The sequence below is a fragment of the Prochlorococcus sp. MIT 1300 genome, assembly GCF_034092375.1.
In the GTDB taxonomy this organism is placed as follows: domain Bacteria; phylum Cyanobacteriota; class Cyanobacteriia; order PCC-6307; family Cyanobiaceae; genus MIT-1300.
In genome coordinates this window covers 955,095-978,895 of the sequence record NZ_CP139302.1, presented here as the reverse complement: position 1 = coordinate 978,895, position 23,801 = coordinate 955,095, and the positions used below count along the sequence as shown (strand labels likewise).

General features: G+C 41.9%; 27 protein-coding genes. 16 read left to right on the top strand and 11 right to left on the bottom strand.

Annotated features, from left to right (window positions below; genetic code table 11):
- Positions 1-141: 141 nt before the first annotated feature.
- The gene (locus SOI83_RS05195) at positions 142-1,749 is read right to left on the bottom strand and encodes a DUF3352 domain-containing protein (protein ID WP_320675553.1); all 1,608 of its coding nucleotides are present in this window, start codon (positions 1,747-1,749) and stop codon (positions 142-144) included.
- 94 nt (positions 1,750-1,843) lie between these two features.
- On the opposite strand from SOI83_RS05195, the gene SOI83_RS05190 reads away from it, so the two are divergent.
- A complete protein-coding gene (locus SOI83_RS05190) occupies positions 1,844-2,179 on the top strand; it encodes a rhodanese-like domain-containing protein (RefSeq protein WP_320675552.1) in 336 nt (111 codons plus the stop codon).
- Between the two features lie 80 nt (positions 2,180-2,259).
- Positions 2,260-3,258 carry an HrcA family transcriptional regulator gene (locus SOI83_RS05185; protein ID WP_320675551.1) on the top strand — a complete coding sequence of 333 codons (999 nt, stop codon included), beginning with the start codon at positions 2,260-2,262 and terminating at the stop codon, positions 3,256-3,258.
- A 4-nt stretch (positions 3,259-3,262) separates the two neighbouring features.
- Here the strand turns inward: SOI83_RS05185 and trpB are convergent, their stop codons facing one another.
- Positions 3,263-4,513, bottom strand: a complete 1,251-nt coding sequence (gene trpB / locus SOI83_RS05180; RefSeq protein ID WP_320675550.1) for a tryptophan synthase subunit beta — start codon at positions 4,511-4,513, stop codon at positions 3,263-3,265.
- Between the two features lie 42 nt (positions 4,514-4,555).
- Between trpB and SOI83_RS05175 the strand changes: the two genes are divergently transcribed.
- Together SOI83_RS05175 and cysC are read left to right on the top strand one after the other, a co-directional pair.
- Positions 4,556-4,873, top strand: coding sequence for a translation initiation factor (locus SOI83_RS05175; RefSeq protein ID WP_320675549.1), 318 nt, complete (start codon positions 4,556-4,558; stop codon positions 4,871-4,873).
- Between the two features lie 58 nt (positions 4,874-4,931).
- The gene (gene cysC, locus SOI83_RS05170) at positions 4,932-5,567 is read left to right on the top strand and encodes an adenylyl-sulfate kinase (protein ID WP_320675548.1); all 636 of its coding nucleotides are present in this window, start codon (positions 4,932-4,934) and stop codon (positions 5,565-5,567) included.
- A gap of 37 nt (positions 5,568-5,604) precedes the next feature.
- On the opposite strand, the gene purE is transcribed toward cysC, so the two are convergent.
- Positions 5,605-6,141 (bottom strand): 5-(carboxyamino)imidazole ribonucleotide mutase, encoded by a 537-nt coding sequence (purE, locus tag SOI83_RS05165; protein ID WP_320677658.1) that lies wholly within the window; start codon positions 6,139-6,141, stop codon positions 5,605-5,607.
- A 76-nt stretch (positions 6,142-6,217) separates the two neighbouring features.
- On the opposite strand from purE, the gene nagA reads away from it, so the two are divergent.
- Together nagA and bchM are read left to right on the top strand one after the other, a co-directional pair.
- A complete protein-coding gene (nagA, locus tag SOI83_RS05160; protein ID WP_320675547.1) occupies positions 6,218-7,375 on the top strand; it encodes an N-acetylglucosamine-6-phosphate deacetylase in 1,158 nt (385 codons plus the stop codon).
- 39 nt (positions 7,376-7,414) lie between these two features.
- Positions 7,415-8,134 (top strand): magnesium protoporphyrin IX methyltransferase, encoded by a 720-nt coding sequence (bchM, locus tag SOI83_RS05155; RefSeq protein WP_414153394.1) that lies wholly within the window; start codon positions 7,415-7,417, stop codon positions 8,132-8,134.
- Between the two features lie 13 nt (positions 8,135-8,147).
- Here the strand turns inward: bchM and SOI83_RS05150 are convergent, their stop codons facing one another.
- The gene (locus SOI83_RS05150) at positions 8,148-9,110 is read right to left on the bottom strand and encodes an RluA family pseudouridine synthase (RefSeq protein ID WP_320675546.1); all 963 of its coding nucleotides are present in this window, start codon (positions 9,108-9,110) and stop codon (positions 8,148-8,150) included.
- Between the two features lie 51 nt (positions 9,111-9,161).
- Positions 9,162-9,887, bottom strand: a complete 726-nt coding sequence (locus SOI83_RS05145) for a response regulator transcription factor (RefSeq protein WP_320675545.1) — start codon at positions 9,885-9,887, stop codon at positions 9,162-9,164.
- Between the two features lie 362 nt (positions 9,888-10,249).
- Between SOI83_RS05145 and SOI83_RS05140 the strand changes: the two genes are divergently transcribed.
- On the top strand, positions 10,250-11,410 hold the full coding sequence (locus SOI83_RS05140) for a cysteine desulfurase family protein (protein WP_320675543.1): 1,161 nt from the start codon (positions 10,250-10,252) through the stop codon (positions 11,408-11,410).
- On the opposite strand, the gene rsmH is transcribed toward SOI83_RS05140, so the two are convergent.
- Positions 11,390-12,313, bottom strand: a complete 924-nt coding sequence (gene rsmH, locus SOI83_RS05135; RefSeq protein WP_320675542.1) for a 16S rRNA (cytosine(1402)-N(4))-methyltransferase RsmH — start codon at positions 12,311-12,313, stop codon at positions 11,390-11,392. The two genes, SOI83_RS05140 and rsmH, sit on opposite strands and share 21 nt — an antisense overlap.
- A gap of 45 nt (positions 12,314-12,358) precedes the next feature.
- On the opposite strand from rsmH, the gene SOI83_RS05130 reads away from it, so the two are divergent.
- Positions 12,359-13,543: an NAD(P)H-quinone oxidoreductase subunit H gene (locus SOI83_RS05130; protein ID WP_320675541.1), complete on the top strand. Its 1,185-nt coding sequence runs from the start codon at positions 12,359-12,361 to the stop codon at positions 13,541-13,543.
- Positions 13,544-13,551: 8 nt separating this feature from the next.
- Complete coding sequence (locus SOI83_RS05125) at positions 13,552-14,019, top strand: acyl-CoA thioesterase (RefSeq protein WP_320675540.1); 468 nt, start codon at positions 13,552-13,554, stop codon at positions 14,017-14,019.
- 23 nt (positions 14,020-14,042) lie between these two features.
- Here the strand turns inward: SOI83_RS05125 and SOI83_RS05120 are convergent, their stop codons facing one another.
- From SOI83_RS05120 to menA, 3 genes are read right to left on the bottom strand one after another with little or no spacing between them, the layout of a single operon-like run.
- Positions 14,043-15,269 carry an AMP-binding protein gene (locus SOI83_RS05120; protein WP_320675539.1) on the bottom strand — a complete coding sequence of 409 codons (1,227 nt, stop codon included), beginning with the start codon at positions 15,267-15,269 and terminating at the stop codon, positions 14,043-14,045.
- Positions 15,266-16,234, bottom strand: coding sequence for an o-succinylbenzoate synthase (locus tag SOI83_RS05115; RefSeq protein WP_320675538.1), 969 nt, complete (start codon positions 16,232-16,234; stop codon positions 15,266-15,268). Before SOI83_RS05115 ends, SOI83_RS05120 begins: the two co-directional genes overlap by 4 nt.
- Positions 16,235-16,238: 4 nt before the next feature.
- Positions 16,239-17,213: a 2-carboxy-1,4-naphthoquinone phytyltransferase gene (menA, locus tag SOI83_RS05110; protein WP_320675537.1), complete on the bottom strand. Its 975-nt coding sequence runs from the start codon at positions 17,211-17,213 to the stop codon at positions 16,239-16,241.
- Positions 17,214-17,286: 73 nt separating this feature from the next.
- On the opposite strand from menA, the gene SOI83_RS05105 reads away from it, so the two are divergent.
- A complete protein-coding gene (locus tag SOI83_RS05105) occupies positions 17,287-18,702 on the top strand; it encodes an isochorismate synthase (RefSeq protein ID WP_320675536.1) in 1,416 nt (471 codons plus the stop codon).
- Here SOI83_RS05105 and gshB read toward each other — a convergent pair.
- Together gshB and grxC are read right to left on the bottom strand one after the other, a co-directional pair.
- Positions 18,682-19,608 (bottom strand): glutathione synthase, encoded by a 927-nt coding sequence (gene gshB / locus SOI83_RS05100; RefSeq protein WP_320675535.1) that lies wholly within the window; start codon positions 19,606-19,608, stop codon positions 18,682-18,684. The genes SOI83_RS05105 and gshB overlap by 21 nt on opposite strands.
- 7 nt (positions 19,609-19,615) lie before the next feature.
- Positions 19,616-19,876 carry a glutaredoxin 3 gene (gene grxC, locus SOI83_RS05095; RefSeq protein WP_320675534.1) on the bottom strand — a complete coding sequence of 87 codons (261 nt, stop codon included), beginning with the start codon at positions 19,874-19,876 and terminating at the stop codon, positions 19,616-19,618.
- Positions 19,877-19,956: 80 nt separating this feature from the next.
- Here grxC and prfB point away from each other — a divergent pair.
- The 6 genes from prfB (at position 19,957) to SOI83_RS05065 (ending at position 23,794) form a co-directional block, all read left to right on the top strand.
- A protein-coding gene (gene prfB / locus SOI83_RS05090; protein WP_320675533.1) for a peptide chain release factor 2 occupies positions 19,957-21,085 on the top strand; the annotation gives its coding sequence in 2 pieces (ribosomal slippage) (positions 19,957-20,031 and positions 20,033-21,085; 1,128 coding nt in all).
- Positions 21,086-21,093: 8 nt separating this feature from the next.
- Positions 21,094-21,282 (top strand): DUF3285 domain-containing protein, encoded by a 189-nt coding sequence (locus SOI83_RS05085; protein ID WP_320675532.1) that lies wholly within the window; start codon positions 21,094-21,096, stop codon positions 21,280-21,282.
- A gap of 8 nt (positions 21,283-21,290) precedes the next feature.
- Positions 21,291-21,845 carry an rRNA maturation RNase YbeY gene (ybeY, locus tag SOI83_RS05080; protein WP_320675531.1) on the top strand — a complete coding sequence of 185 codons (555 nt, stop codon included), beginning with the start codon at positions 21,291-21,293 and terminating at the stop codon, positions 21,843-21,845.
- Between the two features lie 52 nt (positions 21,846-21,897).
- On the top strand, positions 21,898-22,341 hold the full coding sequence (locus SOI83_RS05075; RefSeq protein WP_320675530.1) for a diacylglycerol kinase family protein: 444 nt from the start codon (positions 21,898-21,900) through the stop codon (positions 22,339-22,341).
- Between the two features lie 5 nt (positions 22,342-22,346).
- Complete coding sequence (locus SOI83_RS05070) at positions 22,347-22,955, top strand: aminodeoxychorismate/anthranilate synthase component II (protein WP_320675529.1); 609 nt, start codon at positions 22,347-22,349, stop codon at positions 22,953-22,955.
- Between the two features lie 26 nt (positions 22,956-22,981).
- Positions 22,982-23,794 carry an MBL fold metallo-hydrolase gene (locus SOI83_RS05065; protein ID WP_320675528.1) on the top strand — a complete coding sequence of 271 codons (813 nt, stop codon included), beginning with the start codon at positions 22,982-22,984 and terminating at the stop codon, positions 23,792-23,794.
- The last annotated feature ends 7 nt before the right edge of the window (positions 23,795-23,801 follow it).

Here is a 23,801-nt window from a genome sequence, read left to right as displayed (position 1 = left end):
GGGAAAGCGGCGGCGACGAAATTATTGGGCAGCCTTAAATGAAGTTTAGAATAAGCTAATTTCTTGATCAAGGGCCTTCGGCTTAGAGTCGAATCAACATGAAACATTAGCTTTGTATTGGTATTTTGCTGATGTAGTAAATTAACCAAGTTTGATTCCGATATTTAATTGTATATTAGATTCATCAATGCTTGTCCCCTCGCCTACTGCAATAGACATTTCTTGTATATTTTCTTCCAATGAATTTCCGGCAAGAGCTTGAATTAGACGCCAAGCCTGCCATTGTCTCAATTGCTCTTTGGCAAGGTTTTTATTAAGATAAATTTGCTCATAAGAGATGTTTTTGCGTGAATTCTGAAGATCTTTTAATTCCTTAAGATTATAGTTTGATTGTTTATCTATAGGAAGATTAGCAATGTCTTCTGCCCACCAGTTGATTTGTGGTGTTTCAGCTAGAATCACGTCTAAATTTGTATCTACTTCTTTAGTGTCTTTTGCACTTTTAGCTATCAGTTTTGACCATATTTTTAAGCTTTGATCTTCAGTAGATAAATTTGCTTGGCTAAGCCCATTATCTTCTAGTAACTTAGCTACATTTGATGTTGGTGGCTGCATTGGCTCTGTTCCTAATAGCCAGCCCTTTTGATTGGATAAAACAAATAATGAGCCTTGGTCAAGTTTGGAAATTATTTTTGGGGCAAGTGATTTTATTTCTCTGACTTTATCGCGAATTATTGGCCCTAATAATTGTTCCCCAGATGTTAAATCATTTTGATCCATGAATCGCGAAGGATTATTTATTAGCGCGATTAAGTTGGATTCAACATAGGGATTAGAAAGAAATAACAAGTTTTCAAAGGACTCTTCTTTGTCGACGTTTTTAGCTCCCTTGAATTGTAATAATCCCTTGATTTGGATTTGATTATTTATGGGCTTTATGCCTGCCAATAAGCCAATAAAATCTTTTCTACTAGTCAGTCGCGCTGGAAAACCTAAGAAAGATGAAAGGGCTTTAGGTTTTGCAGTAATTAAAGCAATGCCATCTCCGAGACTTTCAGCTGAATGTCTTAGTATTTCATTTCCAATTTGATTCTGACCTGGCAATTGTGATACGTCTAAAGCTTGCTCAAGAATCCCTTCTCCTGAGCCAACCAAAAGGAGATCATCATCAATTAAGGCAGTCGAGAATGTCTGTTTGAGATTATCATCAAGAGATTTTTCTTTGCTTATTAAATTAAGTCCACGATAGATAGTGACATGAACATTTTCTCCTGCAAGAGCTTGTTCCTGCCAAAAACGCTCTAAGAAATTTTTTACTTCATTTTTGTTTTCACTTGCAAGTGCAAGCACCCAGCCAGCTTTACCTTCTTTGTTTTTGGGTGCGATTAGTGAGAAGCTGACTTCGCTCCCTATCCAATTTTCTATATCTGAGGGAAAATTAAGACCTGCTAATGCAAAAATACCGTCTATTAGGTCTTGAGCATTTTTTCTGGCTGCTTTTTGAAACTTGGGTTGAGCTTGAGTCCCTATATAAGTTGGTATTAGTTTTGGATTAATTAACCAATGAACCGTTAATGATGCATCTCTAGGGGTAAATACGGCTGTTCGTGGTAGTTGTATGGATTTGAGTTCTAGTTGAGCGTTATTAATATTTTGTTTTATTGTAAAGCCTGGCCACAAAGCCAGGCTGATCAAGATTAACGAAAGTAGTCCTGCACCAAGTGTGCCCATGAGGGTACGAGCTTGCATATCAAGTGGTTAGGCCTTTTGGTTTATCTTTATGCAAAAGTGATGTTTTGACTATTAATTCCCACAAAATGGTTGCATGAAAAAGAAAATTCCCATGACTATCTCAGCTAAGGATCTGCATCAATGGCTATTAGAGAAATCGCCGTTACCTTTGTTGGTAGATGTAAGGGAAGATGAGGAAGTCGCTTTGGCCCCATTCCCTGCTTCAATTCTTCATTTGCCTTTAAGCAAGTCTTCAGCTTGGCTTAACTCTCTTTCAGAGCGATTTGAAGATCCTCAGAATGTTGTTGTTATTTGTCATTCGGGAATTCGTAGTTGGAACTTTGCTCTTTGGCTGCTTGAGCAGGATTGGCAACTAGAAGTTTGGAATTTAGAAGGGGGTATAGACGCTTGGAGTGTTGAGGTTGATTCAAGTGTTCCACGTTATTAAATAGCAACAAAGGCTTTCGTGACGATCGCCTTATCCAGCATTACTCCTCTTACGATTAATACCCATAGGTGCTCAGCCCTTTGGAAACTCTGCCGCAAAGACAACAGCAGATACTCAGAGCCACGGTGCATCATTACGTGGATACTATTGAGCCTGTTAGCAGTAAGACTTTGGTTCAACGGTTTGGCTTGAAAGTCAGTTCGGCCACCGTTAGATCAGTCATGGGTGTTTTGGAGCAGCGTGGACTTCTTATCCAGCCGCATGTTTCTGCTGGACGTGTTCCAAGCCCACAGGGCTATCGACATTATGTGAATTGTTTATTGCCGCCTCCGGGCTCTGCAGCTTTTCGCCTGGAAAGAGAATTGACCAGTTTGAGTTTGCAATGGGCTTCTTTGGATGATCTGTTGTGGCAGCTGGCAAGAAGATTGACAGATTTCACAGGTTTAATGAGTTTGATTACCAGACCTGCTCTAGTACAACCAACTCTCCAGAAAATTCGCCTTGTGAACAGTGATGACAGACTTTTAGTGATGTTGGTAGATAGTTCAAATCATGCCAGTCATTTAAATCTTCGATTGCCAAGTGAAGCTTTAATTGAGCTTGATGCCATTGAAGAATGGCTGATGGAACAGCTACAGCACTCTCGAGATGGGAGTATTCGTTGGGCTGCATTACCTCCTCATTTGAAACTGAGTGGAGCGGTGCTTCGTGAGGCGATTCAGAGTCATGCTCAAGCTAAAGGCATGGCTCAGGAGAATGCATTATTTCATGGTATTTCTCGATTGGTTTCGCAACCTGAGTTCAGTACAACTGATAGTTTTTTGCCTCTTTTAGATCTGATGGACAGAAAGCCTGCAGCAGTTGTTCCTTTAATTTCAAATCAGTTAGGGGGGGTGCTAATTGGTGCAGAACATCCAGAAAGAGCTTTGGAAGGCTGTTCAGTTGTACATGCTCCTTATAGGGTCTCGGATGACCAAATAGGCAATGTTGCCCTTGTTGGCCCAATGCGCATGGCTTATTCGACTTGCATGGCAGCCGTGAAGACAGTTGCGAATCATCTGGAAAGAATCTTGCATTAAATTGTCAAATTTTTTCGCCAAGTTTTGCTGCAACGGTGTTAACGTCCTTGTCGCCCCTGCCCGAACAATTGATAACAATTTCTTCGTTATTTTGAAGAGTAGGGCATAACTTTTCTAGCCAAGCAAATGCATGTGCGGTTTCTAGAGCAGGAATAATACCTTCAAGTTCGCTCACTAATTGAAGTGCTTTTAAAGCTTCTTGATCAGTTACAGCAACATATTCTGCTCGCCCAATTTCTTTGAGGTAACTGTGTTCTGGGCCTACTCCAGGATAGTCGAGGCCTGCACTAATTGAGTGGGCTTCCTGCACTTGTCCATCTGGGTCTTGTAGCAAAAGGCTCATTGCACCATGTAGAACACCATCACGACCTTCTGTGATAGTTGCGGCATGCCTTCCAGTTGAGACCCCATCACCCGCTGCTTCTACACCAATCATTCTTACTGCGGTTTTGGGGACAAATGGGTGGAAGAGTCCCATTGCATTAGAACCACCTCCAACGCATGCGAGCAAGATGTTTGGTAATCCCCCAAAAGCATCTCTACATTGCTTTAAGGTCTCTTCCCCAATGACTGCGTGGAAATCTCTAACAATCATTGGATAGGGATGGGGCCCTGCTACAGAGCCAAGAATGTAGTGAGTATTTTCTACATTTGTAACCCAATCTCTAATTGCTTCACTTGTTGCGTCTTTTAGTGTCGCTGTGCCACTGGTGACTGGTTCAACTCTTGCACCAAGTAGACGCATGCGGAAAACATTTAAAGCTTGTCGTTGCATATCTTCTGCCCCCATATAAACCACACATTCCAGGCCAAAACGAGCACAGACAGTTGCTGTAGCTACTCCATGTTGCCCGGCTCCAGTTTCAGCAATAACTCTTTTTTTGCCCATTCTTATTGCTAAAAGAGCTTGCCCAAGTGCATTGTTAATTTTATGAGCACCAGTGTGGTTTAAATCTTCTCTCTTTAACCAAATTCTTGGTCCCCCCTCCTTGTTGCGATAGTGCTTTGTAAGCCTTACAGCTTCATATAGTGGAGTTGCACGGCCTACATACGAGCAGAGCAAGTTGTGTAATTCGGATGTAAATTTCTCGTCTTTCCAAGCAGCTTTGGCTGCTTGTTCTAATTCAGACAGTGCTGGCATAAGGGTTTCAGGGACGTATTGCCCTCCATACCTGCCAAAGCGACCAAGGTTGGAAGGACGTACACCTATCTCCAGATCCGACTCCTTGGGTTGGGATGGAATTGTGCTAGTCACTGTTTTGATTGGAGAATATGCTCCAGCCTAAGAATGAGTGCAATGAGTAAAGGAAATTGGTGTGAATTTGGTCAACCTTTCAATGAAGGTTTATCAGCTAAAGCAACAACTCCAAAAAATGCTCAGAGAATTCGTGTGCAGAAACTTAAGAATGGCAAGGGCGGTAAGACTGTCACTCTGGTAACAGGGCTTGAGCTTGATGAGGCTGCATTGCGAGCATTACTTAAGAGTCTTAAGAGTAGATGTGGCACTGGAGGCACTTTGAAAGGGGATCGCTTGGAGCTCCAAGGTGATCAAGTGGGGATTTTGTTGGAGGTTCTACATGATGATGGTTATAGACCTAAACGGGCAGGCGGATGACCTGATTGATTTGTTGAGGCCCTTGGGATGGAGAATAGTGAAAAATAGTTTTGTGATTATGACTTCAGCTTCATCAAGGGAGAACAACTCCAAGGCTGCAAACATTGTTTGGCATGAAGCTTCGGTTGATCGTCAGGCTCGATCTAACCAAAGAGGTCATCGCAGTGTGATCTTATGGTTCACCGGTTTGTCTGGTTCAGGCAAGAGCACCTTGGCGAATGCTGTAAATGCAGATCTTTTTAATCGTGGTTTAGCGACTTATGTACTGGACGGTGACAACATTCGGCATGGGCTCTGCAAAGATCTTGGTTTTTCAGATTTAGACAGAGAAGAAAATATTCGCCGAATAGGCGAGGTCGCGAAACTTTTTCTAGATGCAGGTGTAATTGTTCTGACTGCTTTTGTGTCTCCTTTTAAAAGGGATAGAGAAAAGGCAAGATCCTTAGTGGATAAAGAAGACTTCTTAGAAATTTATTGTGCAGCAGATCTTTCTATTTGTGAGGAGCGTGATCCAAAAGGCCTTTATCTAAAAGCAAGAGCGGGAGAAATTAAAGATTTCACAGGCATCTCTAGTCCATATGAAGAACCAGTGGATCCTGAGTTGAAACTTGATTCTGGCAGTTTGGCAATTGAAGAATGTGTTGATATTGTGATTGGTCATTTAGTAGCCAAGGAAATAATACCTAACTCCTGAAGAATAGGCATTGAAAATAGTTTTCAGGCTTGACTATTTACATGCTATGTAAATAGTCGTCCACGCCTAATTCGATAAGTTTTTTGTCTTTTGAAATAACTTTATTATGAAGATCCTTGCGGTAATTTGATACTTGAGTTTCTAGTCTTTGATCTTCTATGGCTAGTATTTGTGCGGCTAATAAACCAGCATTGAGTCCTCCCCCAATAGCTACTGTGGCTACCGGTATCCCATTTGGCATTTGAACTATTGAATGCAATGAGTCGACCCCTGAAAGGGCTTTGCTTTGAATTGGTACACCAATAACAGGAATTGTACTGAGAGAAGCAACCATCCCAGGAAGGTGGGCGGCGCCACCAGCACCAGCAATAATGATTTTGAATCCTTTGTCTTTAGCATTTTGAGCAAAGTGGAACATCTCTGCTGGAGTTCTATGAGCAGAAAGAATTCTGACCTCTACACCAATATTGAATTTCTTCAAGATTTGTATGGCTGGCTGGAGTGTTGAGAGATCTGAATCGCTTCCCATTACTACAGCAACAAGTGGGCTTTGATTTTGAAGTTCTGAAGCCATATGAGGATTTTCGGGGTTCACTATGAATGATGACGACACTGTCACTCTTCCGCACTAGTTCAGTTGCTTTTCCCTAATGCGTCGTATTACAAACGTACGTCTCCCAAGCCATTTAGAAGATTGTTTCTCAGAGCAACTTTGGTGGATTCGATTGGATGAAGAAGATCTGATTTTGGAATTTGGTGTTATGCCACCAGGGTCAGCCATGTCAGGTGATGACTGGCATGGTGATTGGTTGAGTCCAATGGGCATGGACCTTCAAATGAATGGAGGGTTTGGATTAAGTTTCTCTGACTTGGATGATTCAAATATCACAAGTTTGCTTTCTTTATTAAACCAACTTTGGATTGATGGAGTTGATGCAATTTGTCCAACAATTGTGAGTTGTGAGCCCGAGAAGCTTCGTTATTCTTTAGAGGTTCTTCATAAGGCTCGTAGTCATATTGGTGAGAGGTGTTGCAGACTTTTAGGTGCCCATCTAGAAGGGCCTTTTATCTCTCCCCGAAAAAATGGTGCCCATCCTTGTCAATATTTATCTGAGATAAGCTATGAGGCTATTGAAAAAAGAATTAGGGGATTTGAAAATGAAATTAGTTTGGTGACTTTGGCTCCAGAGTTACCGGGATCTAGAGAGGTTGTTAAAAGACTGACCAAACTGGGAATTGTAGTTTGCCTTGGACATTCGACTGCTAATGCGAAAGAGGCATCATCTGCTTTTAGTAATGGGGTGAGCATGTTGACTCACACCTTTAATGCCATGCCTGCTTTGACTCATAGGGATCCTGGACCAATAGGGGCAGCATTGAGCAATAAGAAGATTGCCTTTGGGTTAATTGCTGATGGGGTTCATGTAGCTCCTGAAGTGCTTGTTATCTTGCAAAAATTGGCTTCGAAACGTCTGGTTTTGGTTAGTGATGCTCTCGCACCCTATGGGATGGAGGAAAGCAAATATCAATGGGATCACAGAAAAGTTTGTGTTAAAAATCGAACTTGTTTCCTAGAAGATGGGACCTTGGCTGGCTCCACTTTGTCTTTATTAGAAGGTTGTCGTCGCTTGGCATTGTGGGGCAATGAACCTTCTGCTTCTATTTGGTCAGCGACTATGGCGCCTAGAAAAATTTTTGCTTCGGAGATTTCGATAAAAGAATTTTTGCTTGGCAAGCCACTGAAGCACTTGTTGCGTTGGCAATGGGAGGAAGAATTGAAAGGACTAAGTTGGAAGCTTGCTGCCTAATATCTCGATCAACTGATCAACTGATTCGCGTCCATCATTATGGAAAAGTTCAAGGAGCTTAAACAAGCAGAGAAGGCGGAGGTCGCCAATTACTTCAATGGAATGGGTTTTGAACGATGGAATCGTATCTACAGCGAAAGTGATGAGGTCAACAAAGTTCAGAAAAACATTCGACTAGGACATCAAAAGACAGTTGATGACGTTCTTTCCTGGTTGGATGAGGAAAGCGATTTGCGGTCATTGAGCTTTTGTGACGCAGGCTGTGGTGTTGGCAGCCTTTCTTTGCCATTGGCGGCGATGGGCGCTGGTTCTATCGCTGCTAGTGACATTTCTCAGGCCATGGTCGAAGAAACCAAACGACGTGCAACAGAAGCTGGATTAGATTTAAGCAAATTGACTTTTGATACTTCTGATTTGGAAAGTCTTTCAGGCTCTTTCCATACAGTGATTTGCTTGGATGTATTTATTCACTACCCCCAAGAAGCAGCAGAGGAAATGGTTGCACACCTCTGTAATCTGACTCAGGAAAGGTTGATAGTAAGTTTTGCTCCTTTTACTCCATTTCTGGCCCTTTTAAAGAAAGTAGGTCAGCTTTTCCCAGGCCCTAGTAAGACGACTCGAGCATATACTCTGCGCGAGGCAGGTATTATTAATTCTGCAAGGAAATGCGGCTTTGAGCCCGCACGAATGAAGTTAAATCAAGCTCCATTTTACTTTTCAAAATTAATAGAGTTTAGGAAATCAAAAACTTCTGTTTAGCTAATACATAATCTTATCTCTGTGCGATTAGTCTTTTTGGCAGGTTCGCTTTAAAAGAGTATCTTTCTCCTAGTATTTCAAGGTGATTTAGCTGATAGGCATGTAATAAATAACCTCCATCCCCAGGTACAGCATTTTGTGCAATTTTTCCATGAGATTTATATAGTGGATCTCCTATTAAGGGTGAACCCAGCATTGCTAGGTGTATGCGAATTTGGTGAGGTCGTCCTGTCTTTATAGTAATTTCTAAAAGGTCTGCGTCCTCACGTCGCTCTATAAGCTTTATATGTGAACTGGCTTTAAGTAGGCGCCCTTTAAAATCCTTTTTGTAGTCTTTACTTTCTTTCATTGGGGGTCCCCATATCTTTCCTATGAGAGGATGACTGTTTTCTGCTATTGGTTGATTTAACTCTAATATCTTTCCTGGAACTAGATTCTTGTTGATCATCGTTAATGCACGATATACCTTCTTGATGGAATTACTCTGAGTTGTACTTCTGCGAAATATCGCGGATAAGAGTGCTCGTGTTTCTGGCTTCCTTGCACAAATTATTAAGCCTGAAGTGAATCTTCCCAGTCGATGAACAGGGGCTGGAAATAATAATTTTTTTTTGGTGACTGCTTCCTTTTTAAGCAGGGTAGTAAGTGTGTGCTGTAAATAGCCACCACCAGCCATAACAGGCAGGCCAGATGGCTTATTAATAACTAATAGGTCATCATTATCAAATACAACCTCCCATTTATGAGGAATTGATGGCTCTTCCCATGGTGGTCTTTCCCAGACGATATTGTCTCCTACGACGATTATTTTATCTTGCCTTAATACTATGTCGTTTAGAAGGATTTCGCCGGCGTCAAGTCTGCCTTGCCATTCGTCTACTGAGGAATGGCCATATCTCTTCGCTAATAGGTAAACAACTCTAGAGCCGCTATCAACTGGTTTTACTATATAACTATAGGCCCAGCCATTATTCATTTGCGCGGGTAGCCAATCTTGCTTTAGATTTTCTTCTAGCATTTCAAATGATTACTTGACTAATTTATTTTCAAGGGCATAGCGAACCAGCTCAGTTCTGCTAGATGTTCCAGTTTTATTAAATAATCTGCTGACATACTTTTCAACATTTCTAATGGATGTTTCTAATTTCCTGGCTATTTCTTTGTTCATTAATCCTTCTGCAACAAGTTGCAGCACACTTTCTTCTCGGGGAGTGAAGTTGTGGAGCTGAACCTCTTTGGATTGAGGAGAGTCTCCCTGAGCTAATAAGGAGCGGATTTCTGTTATTTGTCTTGCAATTTGCCCCATATCTGCATCTGCAAAATGAGCAGCCTCAGCCAGTAATCTATTTTGTCTTCGCACTACATTTCTCACTCTCGCTATCAATTCTTCTGGGTCAAATGGTTTAGGAATATAGTCATCTACCCCTGCTTGATATCCTTGAGTCCGATCTATTGTCATGCCTTTTGCAGTAAGGAAGATAACTGGTGTGCCTCCTAAGCGTTCATCATCTCTTAGCTTTTTTAAAAGTGCATATCCATCACAACGAGGCATCATTACGTCGCTAATAATTAGATCTGGAAGAAGTTCTTGGGCTTTTTGCCAACCGTCTTCGCCATCTACTGCGGTATTAACCTCGAATCCCTCGTCTTCCAGATAGGCTTGTACAGCAGTGCGAAGGCCTGGTTCATCGTCAACCAATAAAAGCCTTGGTGATACGGTCGAACTGGGCTTTTCAGGGATCGGTTCTCTCATAGACCAAACAGAGAAGTGTTGAGAAAATCTAGACGGTATTTCTTCAACAGGTACAAGGGTAAATTAGTTCAAAATTCTGATTTTCTGAAAGAAATTTCAGCTATTAATAGGGATACTCTTCTTCGGGTTCAACCCCGCTGTTGATTTGTTTCTACTATTCCTTGTAGGCATTCAGGTTCTCTAAGCTCCTTGGGCTTATTATTTCACCCCCTTTTTTCAAAATTTGTGATTTATAAGAATTCATTGTTCTTTTTAGAAATGAGCTGAAAATAAAAAAATTCACTCTTATGGTTCTGAGTTTTGGATGTATGTACCACGAGACCAAAGAAATGATCACAATGAGGTGAAGAGTATTTGAAGCATTGCTAGAAGAGCCTCCACTAAATTTTGATTATCAATCCACCACCCCTTGTCTTGATGAAGTCCAGGAGGCAATGGCACCTTATTGGGCGGAGCATTGGGGCAACTCTTCAAGTAGACATAGTCTTGATGGCTTAAATGCTTCTGCAGCAGTAAGTGTTGCTAGGGATCGGTTGGCCTCGTTTTTAGGGGCAACTCCTGAGAGATTGATTTTTACTAGTGGAGCTACAGAAGCGAATAACTTGGCCTTACTTGGTCATGCACGTGCCTCGGCAATGAGACGTGGCGGGCCTGGGCACTTGATTACCTTGGCTACCGAGCACAGAGCTGTTTTAGATCCTTTGCGAAGGTTGCAAAGAGAAGGTTTCACATTGACTGAGCTTCTTCCTGGTGCAGATGGTCTTTTAGATATGAACCAGTTAATAGAGGCCATTCAAAAGGACACAATCTTGGTAAGCATCATGGCGGGAAATAATGAAATTGGTGTAATACAACCTTTGTCGGAAATTGGTTCCATCTGTAAAGCTAACAATATTACTTTTCACAGTGATGCTGCACAGTCTTTTGGCCATATTCCCTTGTTTCCTGACTCTTGTGGTATTAAGTTATTAAGTCTAAGTGCCCATAAATTATATGGTCCTAAAGGTATAGGTGCTTTGTTATTTTGTCCAGATGTAGCTATTGAGCCAATTGCTTGGGGAGGAAGTCAGGAAAGGTCACTTAGACCTGGAACTGTGCCTGTACCTTTAGTTGTTGGTTTCTCTAAGGCTGCAGAATTCGCATTCGCTGAAATTATTGCGAGGGGTAAAAAGTTGAAATTTCTTAGGAATCAACTGTGGGATTTGCTTAGAGTTAATGTCCCAAATCTGATGCTTAATGGGTCTTTAGAGGATCGTTTACCGCACAACCTTAATATTACTATTCCTGGGATCAATGGCAGGAAACTTCTTCGAGAAATTCGCCCTTTAATTTCTTGTAGTAGTGGCTCTGCATGTAGTATGGGTGAGCCCTCGCATGTATTGCAAGCTTTAGGAAGAACTAAAGAAGAAGCAAGATCTTCTTTAAGACTTAGTTTGGGTCGTGATACTACTCTTGATGATGTACATAAGGTTGTTAAAGTGCTTGTAAACTCTATTGAGAAATTACAAAAGATTGACGGATGATTTCCTACGAGCAATACGGTATTTAGCAGATCGACTTCTAGGGTTTTTAGAGATTTCTTCTTGTTTTGCTGTAATGGGCTTGCGAGTTATACGCTCAAGTCGTGAATCTCCTAGGAATGCCTGCTTGACCTTCCTATCTTCAAGAGAATGAAAACTGATTAGCCTTAAGAGGCCTTGAGGAATAAGCCAATCAGGGGATTTTTGTAAAAGTTTGTCCAGAGCATCAAGTTCATTGTTAACAGCGATTCTTAATGCTTGGAAGGTTTTAGTTGCAGGATGAATTCGTCCATAGCGTAATTTATTAGGAAAGCATCCTGCTATTGCGTAGGCCAAAGAATTTGTACCCTTATATGGTCCTTTTTTTAGCAGGTCTTGTTTTATTTTTCTTGCGATGCGCCGTGAAAAACGTTCTTCTCCATTCATGAAAATGATTTCGGCTAGTTCTTTTTCATTACAGCTATCCAGAAGTTTGGCAGCAGTTATGTTTTTAGAGGGATTCATCCGCATATCTATGGGGCCGTCAAGTTGAAAGCTAAAACCTCTTGCACCGTCGTCTAATTGTGGGCTGCTGACTCCTAGGTCGGCTAGGACCATGACAGCGCGTTCCGGAGGGGTGAAATCTGCGAAATTTTTCGAAATAATTTCTACACGACTTGAGTAAGGAGCCAGTCTCTCGGTTGCGACTGCTGCGGCTACAGGGTCTTGGTCCAACCCTATTAACCTCAAGCTTGGATAAGCCTCCAAAAGTAAGCTGCTATGGCCACCGCCGCCAATGGTGGCATCGATTAAAAGGCCATCATTTATTAGTTCTAAAGGCAAATTTTCTAGAGTTGTCAATACTTCATCTGCCAAAACTGGTAGATGATGAAAATCGTAGTTAGAAACCAATGCAGGTTTTGGCATGGGTTCTTCCTAAGATCGTACAAATGCTCTTTTTATCAAGGCGTAATGACGCAGCTTGAAACTCGAACGGAGCCCATGGTGGTCAATTTTGGCCCCCATCATCCCTCGATGCATGGTGTATTGAGGTTGGTGGTGACTCTTGATGGGGAAGATGTGGTTGATTGCGAACCTGTAATTGGCTATCTCCATAGAGGGATGGAAAAAATTGCCGAGAACAGAACAAATGTAATGTTTGTGCCATATGTGAGCCGTATGGACTATGCGGCAGGCATGTTTTATGAGGCGATAGTAGTCAATGCTCCGGAACGACTGGCAAATATTCCTGTGCCTAAACGAGCTAGTTATATCCGAGTACTGATGCTTGAGTTAAATAGGATTGCTAATCATTTGCTATGGCTAGGTCCTTTTTTGGCGGATGTTGGTGCTCAAACTCCATTCTTTTATATTTTTCGAGAAAGGGAAATGATCTATGATCTTTGGGAGGCAGCGACTGGCCAAAGGTTAATTAACAATAACTATTTTCGGATAGGTGGAGTTGCTTGTGACCTCCCTTGGGGTTGGCTAGAAAAATGTAAGGACTTTTGTGATTGGTTTGGGCCAAAGATTGATGAGTATGAAAAGTTAATTACTAATAATCCAATATTTCGAAGGCGTATTGAGGGTTTAGGCACTATTACTACTGAACAAGCTATCAACTGGAGCTTGTCAGGACCAATGCTTAGAGCCTCTGGTGTGCCCTGGGACCTAAGAAAAGTAGACCACTATGAGTGTTATGACGACTTTGACTGGGATGTTGCTATTGCAAATGAAGGAGATTGTTATGCCAGATACCGAGTAAGAATGGAAGAAATGCGCCAATCTTTAAAGATTCTCCGTCAAGCTTGTGAAATGATTCCTGGAGGATCTACTGAAAATCTGGAAGCTAGACGAATAGCAGAAGGAAAGAAAAGTATATTCTCAGAGTTTGATTATCAGTACGTAGCGAAAAAGGTTGCTCCCACTTTTAAAATTCCAAACGGAGAGCTTTATACTCGTTTGGAGTCGGGGAAAGGGGAGATAGGTGTCTTTTTACAGGGTAATAATGATGTTACTCCTTGGCGTTTTAAAATTCGCGCCGCAGATTTAAATAACTTGCAGATTCTCCCTCATATTTTGAAGGGTAATAAGGTGGCAGATATAATGGCAATACTGGGATCTATTGATGTGATAATGGGTTCAGTTGATCGTTGAAATTTGAGGTGGATTCAAAACATCAAATTGATTGGTTGAGTTTTCGAAGGGATGTTCGCTTTGGCGATAGCGATGGGGCAGGTGTAGTTCATTTTCACCAACTTTTCCGTTGGGCACATGAGTCCTGGGAAGAGAGCCTTCAAAAGTATGGTTTATCCTCAAGTAATATCTTTCCTTGCTTAAGTAACAAACCTGAAGGATTAAAAGTCAGCCTTCCAATTATTCATTGTCATGCAGACTTTCGACATCCAATTCAAGCTGGTGACCAGTTGATTGTGGATTTGAGACCTGAGAAATTAGATAAAAGTTGTTTTGGAGTTCAAACAAAGTTTTGCATAGAAGAGAAATTAGTTGCGGAGGTTGTTCTTCGCCATGTGGCTATTGATAGCAAGACAAGACATAGGTCTACTTTGCCCCATGAGATTGACCTTTGGCTGGAAGCATCATCCTTATTCGATGGGCCTAGACCGGTTTAAAAAGCTTTCTATTGATGAAAGACTTAGCTTTTCAGCTTTAACCATTCTAGCCATTTATTCCGTTCCCATTTGCCTGATTTGTTAGGCGATAATTCAGGACAATTATGCCAAGCAACAGGTTGTTCGGCCTTCATCCATTTGGCGACAATATTTTGGAGGGAACGGAAAGATCTTTCCAATTCGTTGGGAGAGATTGTTGGTTCCCATCGAATTAGTGCGACAATTCTTTCTCCCCATTCATCATCTTTAATAGGGAGAAGTAATACGCTTTCAAGTTTTAAACCAGCCTTTTTTGATTTGCCAAGTAGTTTTTCTTCTAATTGTTCGGGGAAAATTGTTTCGCCACCAGAATTAATCGCATTGTCTAGCCGACCTTTAACTATTAGACATTTTTTTTTGCTGAGATTAATAATTTGAGCAGAATCTCCAGACTGCCACCATCCTTCTTTATTCGTAATTCTTTCGATCCCTTGAGGGCTCCAGCGAGCTACAGCGAGCCGTGATGTTTTTATTTTCAGTGAGTTATTTTCTCCTATCGTTAAGTCTATGTCGCCTAATGGCGAGCCACAGCCAGATTCTCCTTTTAAAAAGTCTTGGGGATGCATTGCTGTAATCATTGCTGCTGTTTCTGTTGCCCCATAACAGGGTGCTAACCGAATAGATTGTGTTCTCGCAAATTTTGCAATGGATTCGTTTAGATGTGCACCTCCAACCCAAATAATATCGCACAGTTTTAATAAATTTATTCCTATTTTATGAGATAGTAAGCGTTTAAGTTGAGTAGGTACAAGAGAGATTAATATTGGCTTTGAATTCAGATTGTGGATTATTTCCTTTATTAAGACTGGATCTCGCATTGCTTTTGGGAGTAGCCAAATGTGTTCAGATTTCCAGCATTGGCTTCTCCACCAAGGCATTAATCCACTTATATGGTGAAGGGGTAAGGGGTTAAGAATAATACAATTTTGGGGTTCTATCCCTTGCAATTTAAGCCATTCAGAAGTCGCTAAGGCTGATTGATTGAGGTGATCAATTGGCTGAAAACAGTAATGTTTTCCACCGCTACTTCCGCCACTTTGGATGGCCACACCAGGCCCTTGAAGGGAAATCTTTTGAGGTAATAAAGTCGCTTGCTGATGTGAGTCGGGCATTAGTTGAACCCAAAGCCCTTCATTAATTGATTTATAAAGGCTTAAAGCACAATCTTTGTATTCAATAGGTTGACATGGTAGAGAAATTAAATTCTTCATGCAGCCTCCCAAACAGTAATTGGGTTTGAACTGAATAGATCATTATCTGGAAACCAGTCTTCTGCTAAACCCGGTGCAGTAGGCGTAGGTCCTTGTTGTTGTAAAGCTGATAGATGATGCACCCAACGTTGCCCTATGCCAGTCTCGAATGATGTACTTAACATTTTGTGAGAAGATCTGGCTTCCAATTCTTGTAGTAGTTTTCTTGGGTCTCCCTCTAAGATGGGTCTGCGAACTTGCCATGATTTCCAAGATTTAATAAGTGATTTATCAGTAGTTAAGGATTCATCTAGAGCAATGGGAATCTTTTGAGATAGTTTCAATAGTCCCTCAATATCAAGAGTTGGTAAAGGTTGTTCAAGCCATTCGACTGATGGTTGATTGATTAGAGAATTAACCCATTGATATGCTGTTTTGCGATTCCATGCACCATTGGCGTCTAACCTCAACTTTGCATTCGAGGGTAAGCAGCTCAGGATTTCATTTAGAAGTTCTTGTTCTTCAGAATTTGACCTAATTCCGACTTTCCATTTGAATGTAGGTGCATAATCTTCTTTTTGTGACTTCGAAATAGTTGAGTGAATTACATCTAGAAGCTTTTCTGGGTCTGGGAGTAATACTGCAGATCTTGGTGCCTTTAACCAATTGCCTTTAGCCTTGCCCCCATTAAAATGATCTATTTCTGCTAGAGCTGCTCCAATGCCAAAAGCTAAGCTTCCAGGTAATTGACTGATTTGACTCTCTAAGTTAGAACGCGAAGTCTTTTTACCAATCAATGTTAGTAGTTCTTTGCACTCTCTGAGTTCATTGGGTTGAAATGGTGAGACTTCCCCCCAGCCAGATTGACCAGAACTGGTCTCTAATCTAAGTAAAAAGCCGCGCCTGAATTTAAGAAATCCTTGTGAGGTTTTTAATTTTTTTATAAGTTGAAAAGAGAAAGGTTTTGATTGAATATTGACTTCCATACACTTAGCTTAGACTCGCTACTTCAATGTTAAACAGAGGTGCAATTGCTAGTCCAATACTTAACCCTATGCCATTAAGGGCTTGAAAACGCAAGGCAAAAAACTTGCTGATATATGTCTTTTCAGGTTGATTATGATATCGATTTAGTAATCGAATTAGAGATAGTCCAGCAGGTAGGCCAACAATTCCTAGAAGAGCAGTAATTGGCCATGTCCCAAGAAGCACAGGTACAAATTCAAATAATAATGTTAGGACTATTAACCAAGGTACAAGATTGGCGGCTTTGCGAGTACCTAAACGCACTAATGGAGATTTTTTCCCATGTGCAGCATCTTCTGCAACTTGATGAAAATGTGAACAAAAAAGTACCAATGTCGTAGCTAGTGCTGGCCCTGTCCCAAGAGTTAAAGCTCGCCCCCATGGAATATTTTGGCCATAATCCAATTTGGGAGCTACTACCAATAGTGAAGCTGCTGTAGCAAAAGGCCCGAAGGCGAGCCAGCAAAGTGGCTCACCTAGTCCTTTATATCCCCAACGAAAGGGAGGGCCTTGGTATAGATAACCAAGGAAACAACTGATAAAAACTAGTACCACCACAGAAGAATTACTTCGCAAAGCCAAAAAAAGTATTATCAGCAGACCTAGGGTGAGGGAGATATATGCCAAGAAACGTACTGGCTCTTTTGATCCAACTAATGCGACTACTGAGTGAGGTTTTGAGTCTTGATCTATGCCTGTGTCGGCATCAAATAGGTCATTTGTAAGATTTTCCCAAAGTAAAAGCAGTACTGAAGCTAGAAGAAAACCAATTAATTGATCGAATCTGACTTCTTGTCTGGCTCCAAGTCTCCATCCAGCAGCCAAAAGCACTGGCATAACAGCGACTGAGTAAAGCGGCCATTTGATCGCTGCCTTCCAAAGGGTGCGTCGATTAGTGCTGCTGGCGTAAAGGGTTGCAACAGCCTGGTGCTTTCGCATGGAATTGAGCCCCCTATGCAAGTAAGTACGGTTTATACATTTGAGAAGTCCTTGCGATTACCTCGCGAATCGGATGACAGCTGGTAGCCATTTCAGCAATATTGTGACCTCGGCAGCTAAGGGCTGGCGAGAGAGGGATAGTGAAGAAGGTGTTTTAAGCCTTGCGTTGCGGCTTCAAGGGATTGATCCGCTCCACCATTTGCCTTTGATAGCTGTAGAAAATTCCTTTAGGTTCCTTTGGGATGGGGCCCCAGGGCTAACTATTGCTGCGGCTGGGGTGTGCCAGCAATTAGATCTTGTTGGACCTAGAAGATTTGCTGCTGCCCAAAAATTTGCCGATAACACATTGGGACGGATTACGGATGTAAATCCAGAGGCTCCAGCACAGGCCCGCCCACGGATAATGCTTGCTTTTTCGTTTTTTGAATACACGGCAGAAAGGTTGAGAACTGAAGGAGTCCCTCCTTCAGTTCATTGTGTATTACCACGATGGCAATTGAGTCGCCAAGGACGATTTGCATGGTTAAGACTTAATGGTGTAGTCACTCAAGAGGCTGAAGCAAGGGAGCTTGCTGAAGAGCTCTGCATGATGAGCCAATGTCTCGTTAATGCCAATTCCAGTGATTTACCTGAATCATTTTCAAATGGTTCTGTTCCAGTAATTAGTTCAGGAACAAACGAATGGCAGAAATGTTATAGACCTGCGCTTGCACGTGGAATTGAATTAGTTAATACAAATCAGCTTCATAAATTAGTACTTGCTGTTCGTCAATCAATTGAGTTGTCGGACTCTTTAGAGCCTCTTAATTTGCTTGCTAGATTGCGTTCTCAACAGGCGGGGAGTTGTCGTTTTTTGTGGCAGCAAAATGCTACAGAGGCTTTTTTTGGAGCTTCACCAGAACGACTTCTAAGTCTTCGCAGAGGCCGTTTATGTAGTGATGCTTTGGCTGGAACGGCAACTGCCTTTGATAATGGTGAGGAATTGCTTAGTTCGGATAAGGATTTAAGAGAGCATGAACTTGTTGTGACTTCAATAATTGACCAGCTTGTTGCTCAAGGAATTAGGCCTTTTCGTACACGTATGCCTCAATTGGCGAAGCATGGGCGTTTAATTCATCTTCACACCCCAATTACAGCTCAAGCAGATGGGTATAAGCCTCTTGGTTTAGCAGATGCATTGCATCCAACTCCAGCAGTCGCTGGTTTACCTCGAAAAGAGGCAATGTCATGGCTTCGTACGTTAGAACCTTTTGAAAGAGGTGGTTACGCTGGTCCTATTGGTTGGATTGATAGCTCTGGGGATTGTGAACTTAGGGTCGCTATTCGATGTGGAAATATGCGTGGAAAGATTCTTGATTTAACTGCAGGGGCAGGATTAGTTAGAGGGTCTTTGCCAGACAAGGAGTTAGACGAGGTTTCTTTGAAATTAGCTGTTTTGGCTGATCAATTTGATATCAAACCAATTTCTTCATCTCAAAGTATTGATTAGTGATTTAATTACATGGTCTGCTAGAGGAGATTCCATAAATAACTCTGCTTCTCTTATTCCAGTAGGACTTGTTACGTTGATTTCACTCAAAATTTCACCAATAACATCTATACCAACAAAAAAGAGTCCGTGCTGTTTTAAAACTGGCGACAATTGATCGCAGATGAGTTGTTCTTTTTTAGTGAGTTGAGTTGGCTCAGGATTGCCACCTACGGCGAGATTGCTTCTGAAGTCCCCTGACTTAGGTCTGCGATTTATTGCTCCTAGGACTTCGCCATTGACCAAGAGGATCCGTTTATCGCCTTCTACAACGGCTGGGAGAAAGCGCTGAGCCATAATTGGCAACCTCTCTTGATCAGTAACTAACTCAAGCAATGCTTCCAGACCAGGAGCTTCTGAGTTAATTCGAATTACCCCTTGTCCGGCTCTGCCCCCAATTGGTTTCAAAACTATTTCTTTTTGTTCTTTGGCAAAATTAGCTAGCTGCTCCACTCTGCTAGCAACCAGAGTTGGTGCCATTAGAGTGCTAAAGCGAAGTGAACCTAATTTTTCATTCCAAGCACGCAACGAAGAAGGCTTGTTTAAAACCTTTACTCCATTCCTTTCTGCAAGTTCAAGTAAATGAGTCGCATATAGGTAAACCTCATCTACTGGAGGGTCTTTTCGCATCCAGATACATTCAAAGTCTATTAAGGGCATATTTCTTTGTTCTTTTTTACTGACCCAAGGCTCAGTAAGTACATGCATCGCTGAGACCCATCCCTCGTCTCCTCGGGCTTGAAGATCAGCCGGCGTGCAGGCCCAAACCTCAATTGAGGCTCTTTGAGTGGCTTGCATTAATGCTGCTGTGGAATCCTTTAGGGGTTTGATTTGATCTAGAGGGTCAATTACGAAGAGGTGTCGCATGGTTTCACTAAACGATTTCAAGCAAGACATCTAGTTGCTTTGATTCTTCGAGTGCATGCAAATCATCACAACCTCCGATACCTTCATCATTGATAAAGATTTGCGGAACGCTAGTGCGGCCTTCAGCTCTTTTGGCCATAGCTATTCGGGCTTGTTGATCACCATCAATTCGATATTCCTCATAGATAGCCCCCTTCTTTTCAAGTAAAGCCTTTGCTCGAATACAAAACGGGCATGACTGCCATGTATAGATTTCGATCTTTGGCATGGGTTTGCAACGAGTAGTTAATGATCCTATTCAGGTTGATTACCCTGATAGCGTCAAATCTGAACAAAGAAGTTCAATCTTTGGCAGACCTCATCGAATTCAAACGAGATCTTTCCGTGCTCACTGACCGCCTGAGCAAAGCTCAGGACTGTCTTTGACGAGCCAGCGCTGAAGGCTCATCAGCAGGATTTAGAGCAACTTGCTGCTCAGCCTGGTTTTTGGGATGACCAAAAAAATGCTCAAAAACAAATGCGTCAGCTGGATGAGGTTAAAGCTCAGTTACAGCAGTTTTCAGGTTGGCAAAGAATTATTGAAGATGCAAAAGCAACTCTTGAGTTATATGACTTTGAGCCTGATGAAGAGATGCTGGAAGAGGCGCAGTTGGGCTTGGATAAGCTGGGAAAGGATCTTGATCTATGGGAACTAGAACGTTTGTTAAGTGGGGCTTATGACCAAGAAGGTGCAGTTTTATCAATTAATGCTGGAGCAGGGGGGACAGATGCTCAGGACTGGGCACAAATGCTTTTGAGGATGTACACCCGTTGGGCTGAAGATCACAATATGAAAGTCACCATAGATGAATTGTCTGAGGGAGAAGAAGCGGGAATCAAAAGCGCGACTATTGAGGTAGAAGGACGTTATGCATATGGATATCTACAGCATGAGAAGGGTACTCATCGTCTAGTAAGAATCTCACCTTTTAACGCAAATGGGAAAAGGCAAACAAGCTTCGCTGGGATTGAAGTTATGCCAAAGCTTGATGATGAGGTAGAGCTTGATATTCCAGATAAAGATTTAGAAATTACAACGAGTCGTTCAGGAGGAGCAGGTGGACAGAACGTTAATAAAGTTGAAACTGCTGTAAGAATATTGCATATGCCGACTGGGTTGGCTGTCCGTTGTACACAGGAGCGCTCGCAACTTCAAAATAAGGAGAAGGCAATGGCTCTTCTAAAGGCAAAATTGCTTGTAATTGCTCAGGAACAACGAGCGGCAGAGATTGCTGATATTCGGGGGGATATTGTTGAGGCTGCCTGGGGCAATCAAATTCGCAATTATGTTTTTCATCCTTACCAGATGGTCAAAGATTTACGGACCTCCCAGGAGACCACTGATGTTCAAGGAGTTATGGATGGAGAGCTAGATCAATTTATTCAGTCATTGTTGCGCCAGGGGGTCGAGACTCCGGGTGAGGCTTCTAAAAACTAATTTTAATTATGGAACAAAATTCATCTAAAGAAACTTCTCCTAAGGCAGCGAGCCCTTCTCCAAGTTTTGTAAAGCTAGCGATGAGGAATATGGTGCGAAAAGGGCAACAGAGTATCTCCCATTTTGCACTGACTGCAATTGGATTTGGATTGTTCATATTGGTCATTGCTTGGTTTGGTCGTCCGAACTTTCCATAGTATATTTAATGGATCAAAATGATTTGGGGAAAATAGATCTTCAAGTGGATCTTACTTTTCATTCGGCCCCTGACTTGTTTCTTATTGGTGATATTAGCTCTAGTACTAATATACGTTTAGTCAATCCTGAGCCCTGGGTATATGATATAAAGAAGTGGATTATTAGTTTGCTTGAAAATAAAAGAGATGATTGCCCTAAAGTATTATTCTTGGCAAGAAACCTTAGCTTGAGTTTGGAGTTAATAGATGATAAGAAAATGATTGAATTGAATTCATTTTGGCGTCAACAGAATCAATCAACTGATGTTCTTTCTTTCCCGGCATTAGACCAGGAGCTGCTTGTTCCTTTTGATGGCTTTCTGGAGCTTGGAGATATTTTTGTCTCAGTTCCTATGGCTCAGCGCCAAGCACATGAGCATCATCATGATTTGGTGGAAGAACTTCGCTGGCTTGTTAGTCATGGATTGCTGCACTTATTAGGTTGGGACCATCCAGATGAAGAAAGTCTCCAAAAGATGCTGACATGTCAGGAGCATCTTTTGAATATTGAAGGTATGGTTTAATTCAGGGTGTGAGACCCGGAGATTAGTGACGTTCTCTAAAGCCATTAATTAGGTGTCAGACGAAATCAAAACATTTTCCAAGCACAGAACTCGGTCAGGCAAAAGCGGTTCTTGGCGTGTCTCTGGCGACTTACCAGCCAGTTTCGGTTACGCAGCACAAGGCCTGAAATATTCTTTTCATAGTCAGAGGAATTTTCGGATCCATGTTTTCTTAGGTTTATGTGTTTTTGGACTTTGTTTATGGCTACAACTCAGTAGTAGTAATTTGGCGTTGATAGTATTAACTGTAACTGCTGTTTTAGTGTTGGAGTTAATTAATACTGCTGTAGAGGCTGTGGTCGATCTGGCTATCGGACCTCGTTTCCACCCTTTGGCTCGAATTGCTAAAGACTGTGCAGCTGCAGCAGTTTTACTCGCTTCAATGAGCTCTTTGCTACTTGGATTTCTGTTGATTTTGCCTCCTTTCTTAATTCGTCTTGGTCTATCAAGTCCTTAATTACAATGCTTCTTGTAATAGACAACTATGACAGTTTCACATTCAACCTTGTCCAATATTTGGGTGAGTTGGCCACATCTCATTCGTTAGCTAAGGATGTTCGTGTAGAGCGAAATGATGCGCTTTCTTTGAATCAGATAAAGACTTTAAATCCTAAAGCGATTTTGCTCTCACCTGGTCCTGGAGACCCAGATCAATCTGGAATTTGCTTGGATGTGTTAGAGAAACTTTCGCCAAAGATACCTACTCTTGGAGTGTGTTTAGGCCATCAGGCCTTGGCACAAGTTTTTGGGGGTAAAGTTGTGCGTGCTCATGAGTTGATGCATGGGAAAACTTCTCCGGTTCTTCATAGTAATCAGGGTGTATTTTTGGATTTACCTAAACCACTTACTGCCACTAGATATCACAGCTTGATTGTGGAACGTAAAAGCTTGCCTGACTGTTTAGAGGTAACAGCTTGGCTGCAAGATGGGACGATCATGGGCTTACAGCATCGTGATTACCTACATGTACAAGGAGTTCAGTTTCATCCTGAAAGTGTCTTAACTCAATCAGGTCATCACATGTTGAGTAATTTTTTACGTTTAGCTGATCAACATAATCAGCATCTTTGATTTCTTCACTCTGCGTGCCTAAATTCATGTTTGATCGATTACAAAAGGCTATTGGGAAAATCTCCTTTTCTGAGATCCCTTCACAATTCAAAGATTTTGGGCGTAAGCCAATTCCTTTAGCAGCGGTTTTGGTTGTGTCTTCTGGCTTTGGAATATTTTTTTCCAGTTGGTGGAGTTCAGTTAGAGAGGGTGTAACTATTAAAAGTTATGGTCATAGCTCTTTATTGATTAAGGGCGGCGGTCACTCCGTTCTAATTAATCCATTTAAAGCAGTTGCATGTGCAAAGGGTTTAATTGAGCCAAGAATTAGTGCCAACGTTATTCTTGCGAGTTCAGAACTTGCCGATGAGGGGGCCAAAGTCGCTCAAGGGAAGTTTCTTGCTCAACCTGGTTCTTATCGAGTTGGGTTGTTGAAACTTGAGGGACTTGCTTTCCCTCATGATCGATTGGGGGGCAGACGTTTTGGCCAGGCAACCGTATGGCGTTGGAAACAGGCTGGACTGACTTTTGCCCATTTAGGTGGTACAGCAGCGCCTTTGACTAGCGAAATGAAAGTACTTTTGGCAAGATCTGATGTTTTGATTATTGGCGTAGGTGGAGGCCCTAAAGTATTTAATGCACAAGAAGCAGCTAAGATTATTGAAGAGTTGAACCCTCGTAGAGTAATACCAGTTCAATTTTTGAGGAATGAGAAGGCACCTAAAGATTGTCAACTTGAGCAAGGTTTGAAGCCTTTTCTGGATGCAATGGAGGGTACAAAAATTCAGGAAGTTGGCAACACATACCGGGTACCTAAATCTTTGCCCAGCCAAACAATTATAGATGTAATTCGTTTGTAGCAGATCT

Excerpts from the sequence above, each read along its gene's own strand:
- SOI83_RS05070 (WP_320675529.1), top strand. The coding sequence starts at position 22,347 with ATGCTTCTTGTAATAGACAACTATGACAGTTTCACATTCAACCTTGTC.
- cysC (WP_320675548.1), top strand. The coding sequence starts at position 4,932 with ATGACTTCAGCTTCATCAAGGGAGAACAACTCCAAGGCTGCAAACATT.
- SOI83_RS05115 (WP_320675538.1), bottom strand. The coding sequence starts at position 16,234 with ATGGAAGTCAATATTCAATCAAAACCTTTCTCTTTTCAACTTATAAAA.
- SOI83_RS05120 (WP_320675539.1), bottom strand. The coding sequence starts at position 15,269 with ATGAAGAATTTAATTTCTCTACCATGTCAACCTATTGAATACAAAGAT.
- ybeY (WP_320675531.1), top strand. The coding sequence starts at position 21,291 with ATGGATCAAAATGATTTGGGGAAAATAGATCTTCAAGTGGATCTTACT.
- nagA (WP_320675547.1), top strand. The coding sequence starts at position 6,218 with ATGCGTCGTATTACAAACGTACGTCTCCCAAGCCATTTAGAAGATTGT.
- SOI83_RS05150 (WP_320675546.1), bottom strand. The coding sequence starts at position 9,110 with ATGAATAATGGCTGGGCCTATAGTTATATAGTAAAACCAGTTGATAGC.
- SOI83_RS05190 (WP_320675552.1), top strand. The coding sequence starts at position 1,844 with ATGACTATCTCAGCTAAGGATCTGCATCAATGGCTATTAGAGAAATCG.
- menA (WP_320675537.1), bottom strand. The coding sequence starts at position 17,213 with ATGCGAAAGCACCAGGCTGTTGCAACCCTTTACGCCAGCAGCACTAAT.
- SOI83_RS05175 (WP_320675549.1), top strand. The coding sequence starts at position 4,556 with ATGAGTAAAGGAAATTGGTGTGAATTTGGTCAACCTTTCAATGAAGGT.
- SOI83_RS05195 (WP_320675553.1), bottom strand. The coding sequence starts at position 1,749 with ATGCAAGCTCGTACCCTCATGGGCACACTTGGTGCAGGACTACTTTCG.
- SOI83_RS05085 (WP_320675532.1), top strand. The coding sequence starts at position 21,094 with ATGGAACAAAATTCATCTAAAGAAACTTCTCCTAAGGCAGCGAGCCCT.
- SOI83_RS05105 (WP_320675536.1), top strand. The coding sequence starts at position 17,287 with ATGACAGCTGGTAGCCATTTCAGCAATATTGTGACCTCGGCAGCTAAG.
- rsmH (WP_320675542.1), bottom strand. The coding sequence starts at position 12,313 with ATGCCAAAACCTGCATTGGTTTCTAACTACGATTTTCATCATCTACCA.
- SOI83_RS05130 (WP_320675541.1), top strand. The coding sequence starts at position 12,359 with ATGACGCAGCTTGAAACTCGAACGGAGCCCATGGTGGTCAATTTTGGC.
- gshB (WP_320675535.1), bottom strand. The coding sequence starts at position 19,608 with ATGCGACACCTCTTCGTAATTGACCCTCTAGATCAAATCAAACCCCTA.
- grxC (WP_320675534.1), bottom strand. The coding sequence starts at position 19,876 with ATGCCAAAGATCGAAATCTATACATGGCAGTCATGCCCGTTTTGTATT.
- SOI83_RS05065 (WP_320675528.1), top strand. The coding sequence starts at position 22,982 with ATGTTTGATCGATTACAAAAGGCTATTGGGAAAATCTCCTTTTCTGAG.
- purE (WP_320677658.1), bottom strand. The coding sequence starts at position 6,141 with ATGGCTTCAGAACTTCAAAATCAAAGCCCACTTGTTGCTGTAGTAATG.
- bchM (WP_414153394.1), top strand. The coding sequence starts at position 7,415 with ATGGAAAAGTTCAAGGAGCTTAAACAAGCAGAGAAGGCGGAGGTCGCC.
- SOI83_RS05145 (WP_320675545.1), bottom strand. The coding sequence starts at position 9,887 with ATGAGAGAACCGATCCCTGAAAAGCCCAGTTCGACCGTATCACCAAGG.